The 18,708-nt window shown below is 65.2% G+C and carries 19 protein-coding genes and 4 tRNA genes; 12 read left to right on the plus strand and 11 right to left on the minus strand.

Annotated elements, in window-relative coordinates; all coding sequences use genetic code 11:
* Positions 1 to 61: 61 nt before the first annotated feature.
* Together LPB260_RS13300 and LPB260_RS13305 are read right to left on the minus strand one after the other, a co-directional pair.
* On the minus strand, positions 62 to 238 hold the full coding sequence (locus tag LPB260_RS13300; protein ID WP_208709378.1) for a DUF2897 family protein: 177 nt from the start codon (positions 236 to 238) through the stop codon (positions 62 to 64).
* Between the two features lie 158 nt (positions 239 to 396).
* Complete coding sequence (locus tag LPB260_RS13305) at positions 397 to 1,743, minus strand: class II 3-deoxy-7-phosphoheptulonate synthase (RefSeq protein ID WP_208709380.1); 1,347 nt, start codon at positions 1,741 to 1,743, stop codon at positions 397 to 399.
* Between the two features lie 242 nt (positions 1,744 to 1,985).
* Between LPB260_RS13305 and LPB260_RS13310 the strand changes: the two genes are divergently transcribed.
* Positions 1,986 to 2,759 (plus strand): spermidine synthase, encoded by a 774-nt coding sequence (locus LPB260_RS13310; RefSeq protein WP_371926144.1) that lies wholly within the window; start codon positions 1,986 to 1,988, stop codon positions 2,757 to 2,759.
* A gap of 7 nt (positions 2,760 to 2,766) precedes the next feature.
* Here the strand turns inward: LPB260_RS13310 and LPB260_RS13315 are convergent, their stop codons facing one another.
* A complete protein-coding gene (locus LPB260_RS13315; RefSeq protein WP_208709382.1) occupies positions 2,767 to 3,558 on the minus strand; it encodes a crotonase/enoyl-CoA hydratase family protein in 792 nt (263 codons plus the stop codon).
* 385 nt (positions 3,559 to 3,943) lie between these two features.
* Here LPB260_RS13315 and LPB260_RS13320 point away from each other — a divergent pair, with 385 nt between their 5' ends.
* Positions 3,944 to 5,605 (plus strand): DEAD/DEAH box helicase, encoded by a 1,662-nt coding sequence (locus LPB260_RS13320; RefSeq protein ID WP_208709384.1) that lies wholly within the window; start codon positions 3,944 to 3,946, stop codon positions 5,603 to 5,605.
* 45 nt (positions 5,606 to 5,650) lie between these two features.
* On the opposite strand, the gene LPB260_RS13325 is transcribed toward LPB260_RS13320, so the two are convergent.
* Complete coding sequence (locus LPB260_RS13325) at positions 5,651 to 6,613, minus strand: IS1595 family transposase (protein ID WP_208709386.1); 963 nt, start codon at positions 6,611 to 6,613, stop codon at positions 5,651 to 5,653.
* 98 nt (positions 6,614 to 6,711) lie between these two features.
* Positions 6,712 to 7,479, minus strand: a complete 768-nt coding sequence (locus LPB260_RS13330) for a class III extradiol ring-cleavage dioxygenase (RefSeq protein WP_208709387.1) — start codon at positions 7,477 to 7,479, stop codon at positions 6,712 to 6,714.
* Between the two features lie 102 nt (positions 7,480 to 7,581).
* Between LPB260_RS13330 and LPB260_RS13335 the strand changes: the two genes are divergently transcribed.
* Positions 7,582 to 8,238, plus strand: coding sequence for a thiopurine S-methyltransferase (locus LPB260_RS13335; RefSeq protein ID WP_208709389.1), 657 nt, complete (start codon positions 7,582 to 7,584; stop codon positions 8,236 to 8,238).
* A gap of 46 nt (positions 8,239 to 8,284) precedes the next feature.
* Here LPB260_RS13335 and htpX read toward each other — a convergent pair whose 3' ends face one another.
* From htpX to LPB260_RS13350, 3 genes are all read right to left on the minus strand, one after another.
* Positions 8,285 to 9,157, minus strand: a complete 873-nt coding sequence (gene htpX, locus LPB260_RS13340; protein WP_208709391.1) for a protease HtpX — start codon at positions 9,155 to 9,157, stop codon at positions 8,285 to 8,287.
* 90 nt (positions 9,158 to 9,247) lie between these two features.
* Positions 9,248 to 9,700 carry a hypothetical protein gene (locus LPB260_RS13345; protein WP_208709393.1) on the minus strand — a complete coding sequence of 151 codons (453 nt, stop codon included), beginning with the start codon at positions 9,698 to 9,700 and terminating at the stop codon, positions 9,248 to 9,250.
* 49 nt (positions 9,701 to 9,749) lie between these two features.
* Positions 9,750 to 10,961: a pyridoxal phosphate-dependent aminotransferase gene (locus LPB260_RS13350; protein WP_208709395.1), complete on the minus strand. Its 1,212-nt coding sequence runs from the start codon at positions 10,959 to 10,961 to the stop codon at positions 9,750 to 9,752.
* A gap of 170 nt (positions 10,962 to 11,131) precedes the next feature.
* Between LPB260_RS13350 and msrB the strand changes: the two genes are divergently transcribed.
* The 3 genes from msrB (at position 11,132) to LPB260_RS13365 (ending at position 12,629) form a co-directional block, all read left to right on the plus strand.
* Positions 11,132 to 11,527 (plus strand): peptide-methionine (R)-S-oxide reductase MsrB, encoded by a 396-nt coding sequence (gene msrB / locus LPB260_RS13355; protein WP_208709397.1) that lies wholly within the window; start codon positions 11,132 to 11,134, stop codon positions 11,525 to 11,527.
* A gap of 149 nt (positions 11,528 to 11,676) precedes the next feature.
* Positions 11,677 to 12,162: a glutathione peroxidase gene (locus tag LPB260_RS13360; RefSeq protein ID WP_208709399.1), complete on the plus strand. Its 486-nt coding sequence runs from the start codon at positions 11,677 to 11,679 to the stop codon at positions 12,160 to 12,162.
* Between the two features lie 11 nt (positions 12,163 to 12,173).
* Positions 12,174 to 12,629, plus strand: coding sequence for a MarR family winged helix-turn-helix transcriptional regulator (locus LPB260_RS13365; protein ID WP_256625625.1), 456 nt, complete (start codon positions 12,174 to 12,176; stop codon positions 12,627 to 12,629).
* Here the strand turns inward: LPB260_RS13365 and LPB260_RS13370 are convergent.
* Positions 12,613 to 14,952, minus strand: coding sequence for an ATP-binding protein (locus LPB260_RS13370; protein WP_208709403.1), 2,340 nt, complete (start codon positions 14,950 to 14,952; stop codon positions 12,613 to 12,615). The two genes, LPB260_RS13365 and LPB260_RS13370, sit on opposite strands and share 17 nt — an antisense overlap.
* A gap of 102 nt (positions 14,953 to 15,054) precedes the next feature.
* Here LPB260_RS13370 and LPB260_RS13375 point away from each other — a divergent pair, with 102 nt between their 5' ends.
* Both LPB260_RS13375 and LPB260_RS13380 read left to right on the plus strand, forming a co-directional pair.
* Positions 15,055 to 15,945, plus strand: coding sequence for an ATP-binding protein (locus LPB260_RS13375; RefSeq protein WP_208709404.1), 891 nt, complete (start codon positions 15,055 to 15,057; stop codon positions 15,943 to 15,945).
* Complete coding sequence (locus LPB260_RS13380; RefSeq protein ID WP_208709406.1) at positions 15,942 to 16,424, plus strand: GAF domain-containing protein; 483 nt, start codon at positions 15,942 to 15,944, stop codon at positions 16,422 to 16,424. Before LPB260_RS13375 ends, LPB260_RS13380 begins: the two co-directional genes overlap by 4 nt.
* Before the next feature lie 52 nt (positions 16,425 to 16,476).
* On the opposite strand, the gene LPB260_RS13385 is transcribed toward LPB260_RS13380, so the two are convergent.
* Both LPB260_RS13385 and LPB260_RS13390 read right to left on the minus strand, forming a co-directional pair.
* Positions 16,477 to 17,139 (minus strand): glutathione S-transferase family protein, encoded by a 663-nt coding sequence (locus tag LPB260_RS13385; RefSeq protein WP_208709408.1) that lies wholly within the window; start codon positions 17,137 to 17,139, stop codon positions 16,477 to 16,479.
* A gap of 43 nt (positions 17,140 to 17,182) precedes the next feature.
* Complete coding sequence (locus LPB260_RS13390) at positions 17,183 to 17,944, minus strand: hypothetical protein (protein ID WP_208709410.1); 762 nt, start codon at positions 17,942 to 17,944, stop codon at positions 17,183 to 17,185.
* A gap of 222 nt (positions 17,945 to 18,166) precedes the next feature.
* On the opposite strand from LPB260_RS13390, the gene LPB260_RS13395 reads away from it, so the two are divergent.
* The 4 genes from LPB260_RS13395 to LPB260_RS13410 all read left to right on the plus strand — a co-directional run bounded on the left by LPB260_RS13395 (position 18,167) and on the right by LPB260_RS13410 (position 18,590).
* A tRNA-Glu gene (locus LPB260_RS13395) sits at positions 18,167 to 18,242 on the plus strand.
* Between the two features lie 29 nt (positions 18,243 to 18,271).
* Positions 18,272 to 18,347, plus strand: a tRNA-Gly gene (locus LPB260_RS13400).
* A gap of 75 nt (positions 18,348 to 18,422) precedes the next feature.
* Positions 18,423 to 18,498: transfer RNA gene (locus LPB260_RS13405), tRNA-Glu, on the plus strand.
* A 16-nt stretch (positions 18,499 to 18,514) separates the two neighbouring features.
* Positions 18,515 to 18,590 (plus strand) — tRNA-Gly (locus tag LPB260_RS13410).
* Positions 18,591 to 18,708 lie beyond the last annotated feature (118 nt).

Genomic DNA, 18,708 nt, shown 5'->3' on the forward strand with positions numbered 1-18,708 from the left:
GTCGAGTTCGGCGACGGGCGGAGTGATGCTGGCGCAGCCGGTTAGCAGCAGCGCCGACAGGCTAGCGCCGACTATCGTCCTTGGCGTCCTGCGCCTCCATCTCGATTTTTCGTTCACGGATCTTCTGCAGTTGTTCATCGCTCAGGGGCAGGGGCTTGGCGGTACGCAGCAGCACCAGCAAACCGCCGACTATGGAACCCAGGACGAGCAAGAGCAGTAGCCAGGCAAACCACGGCATGGTCGGTCCCTCTACAGGTGCATGGTCAGCTCACCATATCGCGTCAGCCACGCCTTGTCAGTTCGGTGCCGTGATTCGGGCGGCGAACGCCGGGGCTCTTGGGGCGGTGTCGGCCAAGGCCCTGGGCGGGCAGCCTGGGGCTGCCCGCCTGCGTGGGTCTAGCGGCGTACCTGCTTGAGGGTTTCGGCGATCAGGAAGGCCAGTTCCAGGGACTGGTCGGCATTCATCCGCGGGTCGCAGTGGGTGTGGTAGCGGTCCGACAGGCTGTCTTCGGTCACCGGACGGGCGCCGCCGATGCATTCGGTGACGTTCTGTCCGGTCATCTCGATATGAATGCCGCCGGCGTAGCTGCCCTCGGCCTGGTGTACGGCGAAGAACTGCTTCACTTCGGCGAGGATCTGCGCGAAGTCGCGGGTCTTGTACCCGGTGCTGGCCTTGATGGTGTTGCCGTGCATCGGGTCGGAGCTCCACAGTACCTGGCGGCCTTCGCGCTGCACGGTCTGGATCAGCCGTGGCAGGCCGGCTTCGACCTTGTCGGCACCCATGCGCACGATCAGGTTGAGGCGACCGGGGTCGTTGTCCGGGTTGAGGATGTCGATCAGGCGGATCAGGTCTTCGCTGTCCATGCTCGGGCCGACCTTGACCCCGATCGGGTTGCCGACGCCGCGCAGGAACTCGACATGGGCGCCGTCCAGCTGGCGGGTACGGTCGCCGATCCATAGCATGTGCGCCGAGCAGTCGTACCAACCGCCGGTGAGGCTGTCCTTGCGCACGAAGGCTTCTTCGTAGTTGAGCAGCAACGCCTCGTGGGCGGTGAAGAAGCTGGTCTCGCGCACCTGCGACGAGCCGTCCATGCCGCAGGCGCGCATGAAGGCCAGGGTCTCGTCGATGCGGTCGGCCATCTGGCTGTACTTTTCCGCCAGGGCCGAGTTGGCGATGAAGTCCAGGTTCCACTGGTGTACCTGGTGCAGGTCGGCGAAGCCGCCCTGGGCGAAGGCGCGCAGCAGGTTGAGAGTCGCCGTGGCCTGGTGGTAGGCCTGCAGCAGCCGCTCCGGGTCGGGCACGCGGCTCTGCGCATCGAAGCCGATGCCGTTGACGATGTCGCCGCGGTAGGCGGGCAGGGTGGTGCCGCCGATGGTCTCGTCGTTGGCCGAGCGCGGCTTGGCGAACTGGCCGGCCATGCGCCCGACCTTGACCACCGGGCAGCCGGCGGCGAAGGTCATGACGATGGCCATCTGCAGCAGCACCTTGAAGGTGTCGCGGATCTTCGCCGCGCTGAACTCGGCGAAGCTCTCGGCGCAGTCGCCGCCCTGCAGCAGGAAGGCGCGGCCCTGGGTCACTTCGGCGAACTGCCGGCGCAGCTCGCGGGCTTCGCCGGCGAACACCAGCGGCGGGTAGCCGGCCAGGGTCTGCTCGACTTTCGCCAGCTGGGCGGCATCGGGGTAGTTCGGCTGCTGCTGGATCGGCTTGGCTCTCCAGCTATCGGGACTCCAGGGTTGCGACATCAGGGCTCTCGGCTTCAGGCAATTTGGGCGGACTGGCATGGTAACCGATCAGCCGACTGCTTCAAGCCGATAGGCGCGATAGAGCCGCTGCATGATGCTGGATCGCGTCGAGGCGGGCGTTCGGCAGCCGGTCGGGCTGGTGTCGACGCGGCGAGTTTGCGCGTGACCCCGCTGCCGGCTTGTCGGACAATTGCCCCCTTTCCCGGTCCCGTTGGCTGGGCTACTCAAGGGTGGAGAGGTGGATGCCAGGTTTACCCCCGGTGGATGAGATGCAGGACGAGGTGCTGCTGGCCGAGGTGCAGGACGAGTTCGGCGTGATCCGTGTCGTGGAAATCGGCGCCTATCGCTTCCTCGAGTTCGGCGAGGCGATCGAGCAGAGCTGCGTGTTCACCGCCGACCCGAGCTGGCTGGAGTACGACTACACCCGCGCCATGCTGCTCGGCGCCCTGTGCCACGCGGCGCCGGAGAGTGCGCTGTTCCTCGGCCTGGGCGCCGGCAACCTGACCCAGGCCTGCCTCAAGTACCTGCCCCTGGACGATGTCGAGACCATCGAGTTGCGCCCCGCCGTGCCGCGCCTGGCCATGGAGTTCCTCGGCCTGGACGACGATCCGCGCCTGACCGTGCGCATCGGCGATGCCATGGAACTGCTGGATACGGCGGAGAGCGCCGACCTGATCTTCGTCGACCTGTACACCGACCATGGCCCCGGCGTCGGGCACCTGGCCTGGCGTTTTCTCGAGGACTGCCAGAAGCGTCTCAACCCAGGTGGCTGGCTGGTCATCAACCAGTGGGCCTGCGACGACGGCAGACCGCTCGGCGCCGCCCTGCTGCGCGGCCTCTACCATCGCCACTATTGGGAGTGCCCGGTGAAGGAGGGCAACGTGATCCTGCTGGTGCCGGCCGACCTGGACCAGCAGCTCGACCTGGCCGGCCTGCGCGACCGGGCTGAGGCCCTGGCGCCGCGCCTGGGCTACTCCCTGGAGCCCTTGATCGAGGTGCTGCGCCCGGCCAGCTGAGCCGGGTTCAGCGGCCCTTGAAGTCGCCGGGGCGACGCTCCTGCATGGCGCGCAGGCCTTCCTGGGCATCTTCGCTGGCCATCAGCCGGACCACGTTCGGATGCAGGCTGGCCGCCGCCGCGGTCTCGCCCTCGCGCACCGCCTGGCGCGCCGAGGCCAGGGTGGCCTGTACGCCGAGCGGCGCCTGGGCCGCGACCCGTTCGGCCAGGCGCAGCGCGCGCGGCATCAGGTCTTCACTGGCCACGACCTCCTGTACCAGCCCCAGGCGATAGGCCTCATGGGCGTCGAACTCGTCGCCGGTGAGCAGCCAGCGCATGGCATTGGCCCAGCCGGCGCGCTGGTGCAGGCGCAAGGTGGCGCCGCCGAACGGCATGATGCCGCGCTGTACCTCCATCTGGGCGAAGCGGGTGTTGCTGGCGCACAGGTTGATATCCGCGGCGAGCATCAACTCGATGCCGACTGTATAGCAGCAGCCCTGGGCGGCGACTATCACCGGCTTGCTGACCCGCGGCCCGCCGAACACCCCCCAGGGGTCGCAGCCACCCTCGGGGATCTGCCAGCCGGCGGCGAACTGGGCGGCGACATTGGCCAGGTCGAGGCCGGCGGTGAAGTGGTCGCCATGGGCGTGGATCAGGGCCACCCGGGCCTCGCTGTCGCGCTCGAACTCGCCGTAGGCCCGGCACAGGTCGTTGAGCATGTCCAGGTCGAAGGCGTTGCGCTTGGTGGCGCGTTCCAGGCCGAGCAAGGTGATGGGGCCGCGCTTCTCGCGACTGATCCGACCGCTGGCGTTTTGAGTCATGGCGAAACCTCAGGTAGAAGGGCGATTGCAGGGTGTATAGACGCCGGGTCCTCGCTTGTCCATGGGTAAAGCAGCAGCGCATGGCTGCCTGGCACAGCAGGACCACCCGGCGCCTTTTGCTTTTAATTCGAGGAAAACCAGCACATCCGTCAGGATTTCCGGTATAGTGCGCGCCGGTCAATTTTTGGCCACGTTCAGGTAGTGCAACTCGCCCGAAGGCTATCTTCGGCAGCCTGTCCGCTAAAGCGGGCAATCCTTGACGATTCATTCATCACTACGTTTTCGCAAATCCCCGCCGACAGGGCTGCCAGGGTGACTCTAGGGTCTTACACGGCATGCGCAGCTTTGGAACATGGGTCTTTGCGGATGCACTTGAGGCAGACCCATGACCCAGGAAATCGGCGGCTTCGCCGCGCTCGGACTTCATCCCAATATTCTCGCTGCGCTGACTGCCGTCGGCTACGAAGAGCCATCGCCCATCCAGGCCCAGGCCATTCCGGTGATCCTCGGCGGCCACGACATGATCGGCCAGGCCCAGACCGGTACCGGCAAGACCGCCGCCTTCGCCCTGCCGCTGCTGTCGAAGATCGACCCGGCCAAGCGCGAGCCGCAGGCGCTGATCCTGGCGCCGACCCGCGAGCTGGCCCTGCAGGTAGCCACCGCCTTCGAAACCTATTCCAAGCAGATGCCCGGCCTCAATGTGGTCGCGGTCTACGGTGGCGCACCGATGGGCCCGCAGCTCAAGGCCATCCGCCAGGGCGCACAGGTCATAGTCGCCACCCCGGGGCGCCTGGTCGACCACCTGCGTCGCGACGAAAAGGTCCTGTCGACCATCCAGTACCTGGTCCTCGACGAAGCCGACGAGATGCTCAAGCTGGGCTTCATGGATGACCTGGAGGTGATCTTCCAGGCCATGCCGGAGAGCCGCCAGAGCGTGCTGTTCTCCGCGACCCTGCCGCACTCGATCCGTGCCATCGCCGAGAAGCACCTGCGCAACCCGCAGCACGTCAAGATCGCCGCCAAGACCCAGACCGTGACCGCCATCGAGCAGGCGCACCTGATGGTTCACGCCGACCAGAAGCACGCTGCGGTATTGCGTCTGCTGGAAGTCGAAGAGTTCGACGCGCTGATCGGCTTCGTGCGCACCAAACAAGCCACCCTGGACCTGGCCGCCGCGCTGGAAGCCAAGGGCTACAAGGCTGCCGCGCTGAACGGCGACATCGCCCAGAATCAGCGTGAGCGGGTGATCGACTCGCTGAAAGACGGCCGTCTGGACATCGTGATCGCCACCGACGTCGCCGCGCGCGGCCTCGACGTACCGCGCATCACCCACGTGATGAACGTGGACATGCCCTACGATCCGGAGTCCTACGTGCACCGTATCGGCCGTACCGGCCGTGCCGGTCGTACCGGTCGCGCCCTGCTGCTGGTCACCCCGCGCGAGCGGCGCATGCTGCAGGTGATCGAGCGTGTCACCGGGCAGAAGGTCGGCGAGGTCAAGCTGCCCAACGGCCAGCAGGTGCTGGACGCCCGGATCAAGAAGCTCACCGCCAGCCTGGCGCCTTTGGTGGCCGGTGCCGAGGCCAGCCATGGCGATCTGCTCGACCGCCTGACCGCCGAGATTGGCTGCAGCCCGCGCGCCCTGGCCGCGGCCCTGCTGCGCAAGGCGACCAATGGCCAGGCCCTGACCCTGGCCGAGGTCGAGCGCGAGCAGCCGCTGGTGCCGAACAGCGGTCCCCGTGAGCGCAGCGAGCGTTCCGAGCGTGGCGAACCGCGCGAGCGTCGCGCGCCGATCCCGCTGGGCGAAGGCCGTGCCCGCTGCCGCACCGCCCTGGGCGCGCGCGATGGCATCGCCGCGAAGAACCTGCTGGGCGCCATCCTCAACGAAGGCGGCCTGGCCCGCGAAGCCATCGGCCGCATCCAGGTGCGCGAGAGCTTCAGCCTGGTTGAGCTGCCGGAGGACGGCCTGGAGCGCCTGCTGGGCAAGCTGAAGGACACCCGCGTCGGTGGCAAGCCGCTCAAGCTGCGCCGCTACCGCGAGGATTGATCCTCGGCCATTGAAGAAGCCCCGCAATGCGGGGCTTTTTTATGGCTATGTCCCAATAGCTTGTTGCATGGTTCGTCCTACCGCTTCCTGGATGCAGTGATCCGGCCGAATACTCTGCTGATAGCGCTCCAGCATGCGGCGCCAGCCCAGGTAATTCGGGAGGTAGCGGGTGGCCACGCCATGAAAGCGGGCCATCCAGTTCTTCAATCGACTGTGGTATGCGTTGACGTTCTGGATATGGAAGGCACCCTGGCGTACGCGCTCACCGGGGCGGGCATGCACGACGTGATGGGTAATGCCCTGGGTCCGGGCAAAACTGGCATAGACCGCCGCCCCATCAGTGCAGAGCACGGACTCCTGGTCGATCAGCGGCATCAACGCCTCACGCACATGAGCGGCATCGAGCTTGGCCAGCTTGAAGTCGGCGGTATGGCCCTCCCGGTCGCGTACCACCATCACCGGGATTTGGTCTTTACCCGTGCCCCGGGTCACGCTGACCCCACCTCGTTTGCGCGGCGGCCTCGGTAAGCGTCGCTGACCTTTGAATGACTCCAGAAAGAACGTCTCATCCACTTCGACAATACCGGTCTCATGGGTGGCGTGATGCCGAGCCGCAGCCGCCAGGAAGCGGTGCCTCCAGAGGAACGCGGTGTTCTTGCTGATACCGCACGCCTTGGCTGCCTTGCGCACGCTAAGCCCATTAATCAGTACCTGGGAATAGTCTTTCCAGCGCTCGGGATAGTGCAGGTGAGCAAGGCCGGTTGCCGAAAGCGCGGTACCCGTCCGGTGACAGCTACGGCAGCGATAGCGGCGCAGGCCGCGCGACCAGCCCCAGGGCGCAAGTTGCTTAGCACTGGCCTGACAATTCGGACAGTTCTGTAATGCCGGCAAGCAATCAACCACCGCTGCTGCGGGTGGGTGCTGCAGGGCTTGATGAAGCGTGGATTTCTGCTGGGTACTGAGCTGGCTCAATTGAGCCAGCCAGTGGTGAAAGGCTTGCGTATCCATGATCGGCAGACCCCTTCTGAGCGGATGCCTACCATTCAGGTTAGTTCTTGCAACACACCTTTGGGACATAGCCTTTTTTATGCCTGTGGTTCGCTGGCTCAGGCGAAGCTGTAGATGTCCATGCCCAGCGCGCCGTGGGTGAAGCCGCTGTGTTCGACGCGAAAGGCGCCGCCGGCGCCGTGGGCGAAGAACAGCGGCAGCAGGTGTTCGTCGGTCGGGTGATTGCGCACGGCTTGCGGCGCCAATCGCCGGTAGTCGTGCAGCGCCGCGTCGTCGTCGCTGGCCAGCTTCTCCACTATCCAGTCGCGGAACGCCTGGGCCCAGGGTTCGATGACCTCCGGGCCGGCGTGCCAGTCCAGTTCGCCCAGGTTGTGGGTGATGCTGCCCGAGCCGATCAGCAACACCCCTCGTTCGCGCAAGGCGCCCAGGGCGCGGCCGACCTTGCTCTGCAGGGCAGGACCTTGTTGGCTGGGCAGCGACAGTTGCAGCACCGGAATATCGGCCTGCGGGTACATCAGCGACAGCGGCACCCAGGCGCCGTGATCGAGCGGTCGCTCGGCGTCGAGACGGGCCGCCAGGCCGGCCTCGTTCAGGCGATCAACGATCTCGCCGGCCAGCTGCGGTTCGCCGGGAGCGGGATACTGCAGTGCGTAGAGCGGGGCGGGAAAGCCGCGGAAGTCGTGCCAGGTCTGCGGCCGTGTGGCGGCGGTCACGCGTAGCTCATGGCTCTCCCAGTGTGCCGAGACCACCAGGATGGCGCGCGGCCTCGGCAGCTCGGCAGCCAGGCGAGACAGGGCCGGACCGCTGGCGCCGGGGTCGAGGGCGAGCATGGGTGAGCCGTGGGAGATAAACAGCGAAGGCAGCATGGGGCAGGGCTCCTGCATTAGGATGGGGCCATCTTCGCGGCATGATATATCGAGTTCCAGTATAAATTACTGAGCTATTTCATCGAATTGACTGGAGGGTTGATGGATCGGGAGTTCTGGCAGGCGCGTTGGGCGACAGGGCAGATCGGCTTTCATCAGGATCGGGTCAATCCCTATCTGCAGCGGCACTGGTCCAAGTTGGCGCTGCCGAGCGCGACACGGGTGCTGGTGCCGCTCTGCGGCAAGAGCCTGGACCTGCTCTGGTTAGCCGAGCAGGGCTATCGGGTGTTGGGCGTGGAGCTGGCACAGCGTGCGGTCGAGGACTTCTTCGCGGAGCAGCGGCTGCAGCCGCAGGTCAGTCAGCAGGGGGATTTCGAGGTCTACCGCGCCGGTGCCATCGAGCTGTGGTGTGGCGACTTCTTTGCTCTGCAGGCCGAGCATCTGCTCGGCTGCACGGCGCTCTATGATCGCGCCGCGCTGATCGCCTTGCCGGCAGAGATGCGCGTCCGCTATGTCGCGCACCTGGGTGCAATCCTGGCGCCGGGGAGCAGCGGCCTGCTGGTCACCCTGGACTATGCGCAGGCGCAGATGGATGGGCCGCCCTTCGCCGTGGCCGATGCCGAGGTGCGCCGGCTGCTGGCCGGGGGCTGGCAGCTGCAGCTGCTCGAGGAGTGCGACGTGCTGGATGAGAACCGCAGGTTCCGCGAACGTGGCCTGCAGGGCCTGGATGAGCGGGTCTATCGCCTGGTGCGGCGCTGAACGAGAAGGGCGGCCCGCGGGCCGCCCTTTTTTCACTGCCGGTCGCTTAGCCGCGCTGGCGCAGGGCTTCGATGCGGTCTTCCAGCGGCGGGTGGCTCATCAGCAGGCCGGCCAGGCCGTTCTTCAGGCCGCCGTTGATGCCGAAGGCGGTCAGGCTGTCGGGCATGTGCACCGGCACGCCCTGTTCGGCGCGCAGGCGCTGCAGGGCGGCGATCATCGCACCGGTGCCGGCCAGGCGGGCGCCGGCTTCGTCGGCCTTGAACTCGCGCTTGCGCGAGAACCACATGACGATGATGCTGGCCAGGATGCCCAGTACCAGTTCGGCGAAGATGGTCGCGACGAAGTAGCCGATGCCGTGGCCGTCTTCATTCTTCAGGATCGCCTTGTCGACGAAGTTGCCGAAGATGCGCGCGAAGAACATCACGAAGGTGTTCACCACGCCCTGGATCAGCGCCAGGGTGACCATGTCGCCGTTGGCCACGTGGCCGATCTCGTGGGCCAGCACGGCGCGCACCTCATCGGGGGAGAAGCGCTCCAGCAGGCCCTGGCTGACCGCCACCAGGGCGTCGTTCTTGTTCCAGCCGGTGGCGAAGGCGTTGGATTCGTAGGCCGGGAAGATGCCCACCTCGGGCATCTTGATGCCGGCTTCGCGGGACAGTTCCTCGACCGTCTGCAGCAGCCACTGCTCGTGGCGGGTGCGCGGTTGGCTGATGATCTCGGTGCCGGTGCTCATCTTCGCCATCCACTTGGAGATGAACAGCGAAATCAGTGAGCCGGCGAAGCCGAAGACCGCGCAGAAAACCAGCAGGCTGCCATAGTTCTGGCCGGTGAAGCGATCAACCCCCAACAGCTTGAGAGTGATGCTGGCGATGATCAGGACCGCCAGGTTGGTGGCCAAAAACAGCAAGATGCGCATCATGGTGTGAAACTACTCCTTGGGAGAAAAGACGGTCCGGTTCTGCCGGCTATATAAGGGCGCGCCCCCCGGCTATTCAACCGAGGGACTATTTCAAACTGTGTCCTTTGCTCCGCCCAGAGCGCCGGCGAAGACCAGCCGGGTCAGTCGGGCGATTCGTTCGCCATGCCGCTGCGCCAGCGCCTCGCGCAACTGGTGCGCCAGGCTGCCCTGCACCCGGCGCACGCTCGGCGGCAGGGCCTCGCCTTCAGGCAGGGCATGGGGTACGCCACGGCTCAGGCGCAGAAAGCCCTTTTCGCTGAGTACCGCCTGATCCAGGGCGTCGTAGGCGATGGTCGAGTCGAAGCGCAGGTAGCCCTCCTCGGCCAGCCACAGCAGGGCGCTCAGGCAGCTCTGGTGGCGTTTGCTCGGCAGGCCGAACTCGTCCGGTTCCTCGCGGCCGATCAGGTCTTCAACGTACAGCGCCATCTTGCGCGGGAACACCTGGTAGAGCATCAGCAGGCCGCTGGCGGCGTCCTTGTAGAAGTCGTCTATCTGCAGGTCCATAGGATTTCGTCTGGCGTTCGCGCCGGCGCGTGGCGGCCGGCATGGGCGGTTACTGGCGGTAGTTCTTGAGGAAGGCGCCGATGCGCCCGATCGCCTGCTCCAGGTCGTCCACCCTGGGTAAGGTGACCACGCGGAAGTGATCCGGCCAGGGCCAATTGAAGGCCGTGCCCTGGACGATCAGCAGTTTCTCGGACAGCAGCAGGTCGAGGACGAACTTCTCGTCGTTGTGGATCGGACAGACCTTGGGGTCGATCTTCGGGAAGGCGTACAGCGCGCCCATGGGCTTGACGCAGCTGACCCCGGGAATGTCGTTGAGCAGCTCCCAGGTACGGTTGCGCTGCTCCAGCAGGCGGCCATTGGGCAGGACCAGGTCGTTGATGCTCTGGTAGCCGCCGAGGGCCGTCTGGATCGCGTGCTGGCTCGGCACGTTGGCGCACAGGCGCATGTTGGCGAGGATATCCAGGCCCTCGATATAGCTCTGGGCGCGGTGCTTGGGGCCGGAGATCGCCACCCAGCCGGAGCGGAAACCGGCGACCCGGTAGGACTTCGACAGGCCATTGAAGGTCAGGCACAGCACGTCCGGTGCCAGGGAGGCGGTGGAGATGTGCTGGGCTTCGTCGTAGAGGATCTTGTCGTAGATCTCGTCGGAGAACAGCACCAGGTTGTGCTGGCGCGCCAGCTCGACGATGTCTTCCAGTACTTCCTTGGAGTACACCGCGCCGGTGGGGTTGTTCGGGTTGATCAGCACCAGGGCCTTGGTGTTCGGGGTGATCTTGGCGCGCATGTCGGCCACGTCGGGGAACCAGCCGGCCTGCTCATCGCACAGGTAGTGCACCGGCTTGCCGCCGGACAGCGCCACCGCGGCGGTCCACAGCGGGTAGTCCGGGGCCGGAATCAGCACCTCGTCGCCATTGTTGAGCAGCGCCTGCATGGCCATGACGATGAGCTCGGAGACTCCGTTACCCAGGTAGATGTCTTCGATGCCGACGCCTTCCACCTGCTTCTGCTGGTAGTACTGCATCACCGCCTTGCGCGCACTGAACAGGCCCTTGGAGTCGCTGTAGCCCTGGGCTGTCGGCAGGTTGCGGATAACGTCCTGGAGGATTTCCTCGGGGGCTTCGAAACCGAACGGTGCCGGGTTGCCGATGTTCAGCTTGAGGATGCGGTGGCCTTCCTCTTCCAGGCGTTTGGCGTGCTTGAGCACCGGCCCGCGGATGTCGTAGCAGACGTTGGCGAGCTTGTTCGATTTGCTGACCTGCATGTGGATGATCCCGAATAGAAGGAACGCCGCGCAAAAACGCCGTAACAGACTCGAACGGGCGAGCCTTGGCAGCTTGTAACGCGGGTGACAGACTGGGGTCGAATCATACGTGGCGGCCCGATCTTGGCAAAGTGATTGGTCGGGCTTTTTGCAAGTTGAGGAGACCTGCCGTGGACAAGCTCGAAAAACCCCTGGAAGCCTGGCGCGAAGAGCTGTCGGAGGAGCAATACCATGTCTGCCGCTTGGGAGGCACCGAGCGCGCTTTTACCGGTCAGTACCATGACAGCAAGACCCCCGGCACCTATCACTGCGCCTGCTGCGGCACGGCGCTGTTCGACTCCGATGCCAAGTACGACTCCGGCAGCGGCTGGCCAAGCTACTTCCAGCCGGTGAGCCAGGAGGCGATCGCCAGCCGGGATGACTTCAGCCATGGCATGCACCGCATCGAGGTCAAATGCTCGAAGTGCGACGCCCACCTCGGTCATGTATTCCCCGATGGCCCCAAGCCGACCGGGTTGCGTTACTGCATTAATTCGGTGTCGCTCAAACTGGTGCCGCGCGAATAGGGGGGGGCGGTGTTGCTCATGCGACGGCGCAAGCCGCCGTCGCGGCTGTGATCGGGTATCAGCGGCGCTTATTTTTGCTCATTTAGATTGTGTGCAATTTAATTGCTTGCTATTCATGGGTCATTCCATCCAAGCCAAGGACCGCCAACATGAGCAATGAGCTATTCGACATCCCCTGCACCACCATCAAGGGTGAGCAGAAGACCCTCGCCGACTTCGGTGGCAAGGCCGTACTGGTGGTCAACACCGCCAGCAAGTGTGGCTTCACCCCGCAGTACAAGGGGCTGGAGAGCCTGTGGCAGCAGTACAAGGACAAGGGGCTGGTGGTGCTGGGTTTTCCCTGCAACCAGTTCGGCAAGCAGGAACCGGGTAACGAGGGGGCGATTTCCGAATTCTGCGAGCTGAACTTCGGCGTGAGTTTCCCGCTGTTCAAGAAGGTCGAGGTCAACGGCGCCGGCGCCCACCCGCTGTATGTGCAGTTGAAGAAGCGCGCCCCGGGCCTGCTCGGCAGTCAGGGCATCAAGTGGAACTTCACCAAGTTCCTGCTCAGCGGCGACGGCCAACTGGTCAAGCGTTTCTCGCCCGCCACCAAGCCGGAAGACCTGAGCGCCGAGATCGAAGCGCTGCTCAAATGAGGCCAGGGGCAATGGCGCCCGACGACCCGCTGCAGCTGGACAACCAGCTGTGCTTCAAGCTGTACGCGGCGTCCCGGGCGGTGATTCGCGCCTATCGGCCGATGCTCGAGCAGCTGCACCTGACCTACCCGCAGTACCTGGCGATGCTGGTGCTGTGGGAGTGGCAGGCCAGTCCGCCGGCACAACCCACCGTCAAGGCGCTGGGCGAGCGCCTGCTGCTCGACTCCGGAACCCTGACGCCCCTGCTCAAGCGCCTGGAGCAGCTAGAGCTGCTGGTGCGTCGGCGCTCGCCCACAGACGAGCGCGAGGTGCACCTGGCGCTGACCGACGCCGGCAACGCCCTGCGCGAGCAGGCGCTGTCACTCAAGCAGCGGCTGCTCTGCGAGCGGGGGATGGACCTCGATGCGCTGGCCGATCTGCGTGAGCGGGTGGGACAGTTGCTCGAGCGGGTCAGCCCGCAGCGCTGACCGCCAGCCACTGGTCGAGCAGGGCGGCCAGTTCATCACGGCGGAACGGCTTGGCCAGGTAGTCATTCATGCCGGCCGCTTGGCAGCGTTCGCGTTCGTCGGGCAGGGCGTTGGCGGTCAGGGCGATGATCGGCAGCGACTGGGTGGCCTCGTCCTGGCGGATCCGGCGACTGGCCTCGTAGCCATCCATCACCGGCATGTTGCAGTCCATCAGCACCAGGTCGACGGCATGCTGTTGCAGCTGTTGCAGCTGTTGCAGCTGTTGCAGCGCCTCGGCGCCATGATTGGCCAGCAGCACCTCGCAGCCGAGCTTGATCAGCATGCCTTTGGCCACCAGCTGGTTGACCGGGTTGTCCTCGACCAGCAGGACCCGCGCCTGGCGCTCTATTTCGGGTGTGGGCGCCGAGGCTGTCGGCGCCTCTTGCGGTGCCTGATCGAGGCCGCGGCTGATGGCCTGGAGCAGGGCATGGCGCGACAAGGGACGAGCGATCTGCTCGATGGGCGCCAGGGCCTTGGCTTGGGCGTCGGCGAGGAAGCTGCCATAGGCCCTGACCAGCAGCAGCGGCGCGGTACATGTCGGGCGCAGGTCGGACAGGCACTCCAGGCGGTCGCTGATCAGCAGGTCGGCGGAGCGTGCAGCCGGACTGGCATTGCTCTCCAGGCATTGGTAGTCCAGCCCCCAGCTGGGCAGGAGCATGGCGAGCTGCTCGTTCAGGCCGGAGTCGGCCGCACACAGGGCTACCACCTGTCCGCTCAGGCTCGGCATGGTCGCGGCGGGGGCGTGGCACGGCAGTGGCAGGCTGGCGCAGAAGCGACTGCCGTTACCCTCGCTGGACTCCAGCTTGAGATGGCCGTGCATGGCTTCGCACAGGTGGCGGGCCAGCGCCAGGCCGAGGCCAGTGCCGCCGAACTGGCGGGTAATCCCCGCGCCGGCCTGGGCGAACGGCTGGAAGATGCGTGCCTGGGCTTCTTCGGAGATGCCGATGCCGGTATCGCGGACACTGATCCGGACGCCGTCCAGGTTGCCCTCGACGCGCACATCGACGCGGCCCGAGCGGGTGAACTTGAGGGCGTTGGACAGCAGGTTGCTAACGATCTGGCGCACGCGGGTTGGATCGCCCAGCACCTGGGCGGGCAGCCGCGGGTCGATCAGGCAGGTCAGCTCGACGTTCGGCAGCGCATTCTGCGAGAGCAGGCTGACGGTATTCTCCACCAGGCCTCCCAGGTCGAAGGGGATGAACTCCAGCTCCAGCTGGCCGGCCTCGAACTTCGACAGGTCGAGGATGTCGTTGAGCAACTCGACCAGCACCTTGCCGGAGTCGTGGGCAATCGACAGTTGCTGGCGCTGCTCCTGGCTCAGCGGGCCGTCGAGGGAGAGGCCGAGCATGCCCAGCAGGCCGTTCAGCGGGGTGCGAATCTCGTGGCTCATGTTGGCCAGAAACGTCGAGCGCGCCTGGGCCATTTCCAGCGCGCTATGCCGCGCCTGCTCCAGCTCCTGGTTGGACTGCAGCAGTCGGGCGTTGGCCGCCTTCAGCTCGGCGGTGCGCGCCGAAACGATGTTCTCCAGTTCGCCCAGGTACTGGGTCAGGCGATCCTCGGCTTCACGGCGCTGCTCGATCTCCGAGGCGATGCTGGAAAACTGCTGGTTGGTGACCTTGATCAGGGTGCCGATCTCGTCGCGTTCATGGCCGGGCGGGCAGGGCAGTTTCTTGCGGTTCGGGGTGCCCGGGTCGCGCTCGCTGAGGGCGTGGATGGTCTCCACCAGCGGCTTGGTCAGGGTGAAGTAGAACAGCACCAGGAGTATCAGGGCGAGCAGTAGGCTGCGGGCGAAGCCGGTCAGCAGGGTGAGCACGGCGCGCCGCAGAAAGTGATTGCCGAAGGCGTAGGTGTCGACTTCCAGGCGCAGCACGCCGAGGGCTTCGCCCGGGGCATGGCTGACGAACAGGGGGGTCTCGAAGTGGCGTCGGGCGCCGAACAGGAAGTCGCTGAATACCCGGTAGCCGCTCTTGCTGGCGGGGCGGCTGACACTGGCGAGGACCAGGCTGCTGTTGTCGATGATCTGCGCACTGATCACCGCCGGCGAGCGCAGCAGACCGAACACCAGTTCCTGGGCCAGTTCGGCGTCGATGTTGTAGGCGATGCGCGCCGCCGGATTGTGGCTGATCTCCATGAGCGCGCGAATCTCGCGATTGATGGAGGCGTCTTCGCTGGCATAATCGACGCCCACCTGAACGACGCTGAGGACGGTGCCCAGGATGAACGCCACCAACACGGTCAGGCCGGCCTGTTTGAACGACAGGCGTTGGGTGAGCGGTATGTCCATGGGGGCCGGCAGTCTCGTATCCATTCGCCAGCCAAGCATAGCCCATCTGCTTCCTGAGTCGGCAGAGGGAGTTGGCAGGATTTACCTATCAAGGAGTGCGCCGTGGATTCCCGGTTGAACAGCTTTCTGCAGCGGGCCGAGGCCGTGCTCGCCCGTCTCGAGCCCTATCTGCCGGCCCAGCGGGCGGCCATCGACTGGCAGCAGAGCCTGGCTGCCCGCTGGCATCGCGAGGGGCGCGGTGGCTACCTGCAGCCGCTGCAAATCAGCCTCGATCTCGATCTGGGCGACCTGATCGGCGTGGATGCCCAGCGCGAGCAGTTGGCGCGCAATACCCGCCAGTTCGTCCAGGGGCTGCCGGCCAACCATGCATTGCTCTGGGGTGCCCGCGGCACCGGCAAGTCCTCCCTGGTGCGGGCGCTGTTGGCCGAGCATGCCGCGGGTGGTCTGCGACTGATCGAGATCGAACGCGATCACCTGGCGGACCTGCCGCGGTTGGTCGAGCAACTGGCCAACCTGCCCCAGCGTTTCGTGCTGTTCTGCGACGACCTGTCCTTCGAGGCGGGTGAGGGTGACTACCGGGTGCTGAAGAGCGTGCTGGATGGCTCGTTGGAGCGCGCGCCGGAGAACGTGCTGCTGTACGCCACCTCCAATCGTCGCCACCTGCTGCCGGAGAAGCACAGTGACAATCAGGCCTCGCAGATGGTCGACGGCGAGCTGCATCCCAGCGAGGCGGTGGAGGACAAGATCGCCCTGTCCGACCGCTTCGGCCTGTGGCTGTCCTTCTACCCTTTCACCCAGGAGCACTTTCTCGCGGTGGTGCGGCACTGGATCGAGGTCCAGGCCGCGGCGGTCGGGTTGGCCTGGCAGTGGAGCGAGGACCTGGAAAAGGCGGCGATCCGCTGGGCGCTGGGGCGTGGTAACCGCAACGGCCGCTGCGCCTACCAGTTCGCCCGGCACTGGGTAGGACTCAAGTTGTTGGAGGCGCAGGCATGACCGATCTGCAAGCGAGCGGCGCTGGACTCGAAGGTTATTCGCTGCTGCAGGCGCAGCTGGAAGCGCTGCTGGCCGATGAACGCGACTTCATCGCCAATGCCGCGCAATTCTCCGCCTTCCTGTTTCAGGAACTGGCCGACCTCAACTGGGCCGGTTTCTACCTGGCCCGTGGCGAGGAGCTGGTGCTGGGGCCGTTCCAGGGCAAGGTGGCCTGTGTGCGGATCCCCTTCGGTCGCGGCGTGTGCGGCGTGGCGGCGGCCAGTCGGCAGACGCAGCGGGTCGAGGACGTGCATGCCTTCGCCGGACACATCGCCTGTGACAGTGCGTCCAGCAGCGAGCTGGTGGTGCCGCTGGTGAAGGAGGGGCGACTGATCGGCGTGCTGGACCTGGACAGCCCCGTTCTGGCGCGTTTCAGTGCGCAGGACCAGGCTGGTATCGAGCGCCTGGCCGAGGTGTTCCTCCGCCTCAGCGACTGCTGAATCCGCACCCCCGGCCAGCCCGCACTGGCGGACGGGGCGGGGGCGCGCCGACTCAGGCCCTGGCGCTCATCTTGGCGAGCATTTTCTGCTCGCCGGGGAGAATCGATTGCACCGAGGGGCGCGCCTTGATTCGCGCGTAGTGCGCGGCCAGGTTGGGCCAGCGCCGTTCATCGAGCTGCTCGCCGCCATGTTCCATGTTGATCAGCTGGCTGCAGACCGCCAGGTCGGCCAGGGTCAGGCGCTCGCCGACCAGGTAGTCGGCACCCTCCAGGCGCTTTTCCAGGTAGTCGAAATGCGGCGGCAGTTTCTCCTCCAGCGCGGCCCGCACGGCAGCCTCATCGCATGGCTGGCCCATGCTCGGCTTGAGTGCTCGGTTGCGGAACACGGCGAAGGTGCACAGGGGCGCCAGCTCATAGTCGGCGTATTTCTCCAGCCAGCTCACCCGCGCCCGCTGCTCGGCACCCGTGCCGGTCAATTCGGCGCCTTCGGGGTACTTGTCGCTCAGGTAGTGGCAGATGACGCCGGAGTCGGCGAGGCTGAAGTCGCCGTCCTTGAGCGCGGGAATGCGGCCCAGCGGATTGAGGTCGTAGTACCAGGCCGGCTGGCCGAAAGGCAGGACGATCTCCAGTTGATAGTCCAGGCCGCTTTCCAGCAGATACAGGCGGACTTTGCGTACGAATGGCGAGAGTGGCGCGCCATAGACAGTCAGGCTCATCGGTTGTGCCTATCGGGTGGGGGAGGGAAGGCGTGGCGACTGCTTAGTCGTAGATGTTCTTCTTCTTCCAGTCATCGTCCAGCTCCTCGAGGCCCTGGGTCAGCTCGCTGGTTTCATCGCTGGCCGGCTTGACGGTTTCCAGCACCATGGCATTGGCGCGGGCGAGCTGGTTTTCCAGCTGCTTCAGCTGGGCCTGGTAGCGGCCGGGGTCCGTTTGTTTGCGCAGATACTGCACGCCGCGCTCGAAGGCCAGGCGTGCCTGACCGGGATGGTTCTGCTGCAGGGCCTGCTGGCCCAGATTGTTGAAGAATTCGATATGCAGCTGGGCGAGCATGTGGCGGACTTCGTTCAACCAGTGCTTGCCTTCGTTGCTATTGAGAACACCTTCCTTGGCGCAGCGGGTGATTTGCCCATGCAGGTTTTCCAGCTGAAAGCGGACTTCCTTGGCCTTGGCCTCGTTGAGCACCGGCTGCGGTGGGTTGCGCACCGTGATCGACTCGCCCAGGGCGACCAGCTGGCGCAGTTCGTCGACACGGGTCCTGCTGGCGGCGCTCTTGTCCAGTGCCAGCAGGTGCTCGCTGAAATGCAACTGCAGGCGGCTGAGCAGCAGCTTCAGTTGGGGGGTCATCAACTGCCCCGGCATGGATTCCGACAGGTCGGCGCAGCGCCGCAAGCGGTCATTGAGGTCGGCCTTGAGGCGCGCCTTCTTGAGCTTGCTCTGCTCGACCATGTGATTGATGTAGGCAATGGCGATCAAAATGAAGATGCCGCCGACAATCAGCAAGGTAATCACCAGGGGGGACATAGTTTCTATCTCTCGGCGGCCTGAAATTCGCCCGAGTGTAGTGCCTTGGCCGTCAAGCTCATAGACGTTCATCAGCTTCTGGACTGAAGTCGTTGATTTTAAAAAAAAATTACAGAGTGGTTGACGATCCCCGAAAGGCTCCCTAGAATGCGCGCCACTTCCAGGGCAATGCCGATAGGCAGGGCCAGGAAGCCGGAAAGTCTGTTGTAGGTTCCGGTCTGGGTCCCCTTCGTCTAGTGGCCTAGGACACCGCCCTTTCACGGCGGTAACAGGGGTTCGAGTCCCCTAGGGGACGCCACTTTCCCAGTGGAAGTGCGTTGCAGTAATGCGGGAATAGCTCAGTTGGTAGAGCACGACCTTGCCAAGGTCGGGGTCGCGAGTTCGAGTCTCGTTTCCCGCTCCAAATTTCAACGAATATCGCTCGTAGGGCGCTGTTCGGGTCGGGCGACTGGCAACGCCGCGACAGGTAGAGTTCCAGGTCCCCTTCGTCTAGTGGCCTAGGACACCGCCCTTTCACGGCGGTAACAGGGGTTCGAGTCCCCTAGGGGACGCCAATTTGTTGTAGCAAATGCGGGAATAGCTCAGTTGGTAGAGCACGACCTTGCCAAGGTCGGGGTCGCGAGTTCGAGTCTCGTTTCCCGCTCCAAATACACGAAAACGCCGCTCATCGAGCGGCGTTTTCGTTTGCGCCGTGCTGGCGCTCATGAAAAAGCCCGCCGGTGATGCCGAGCGGGCTTTTTTCGTTTCTGGCGTCCCTTGGGTGA

It is taken from the genome of Pseudomonas sp. LPB0260, assembly GCF_013388395.1.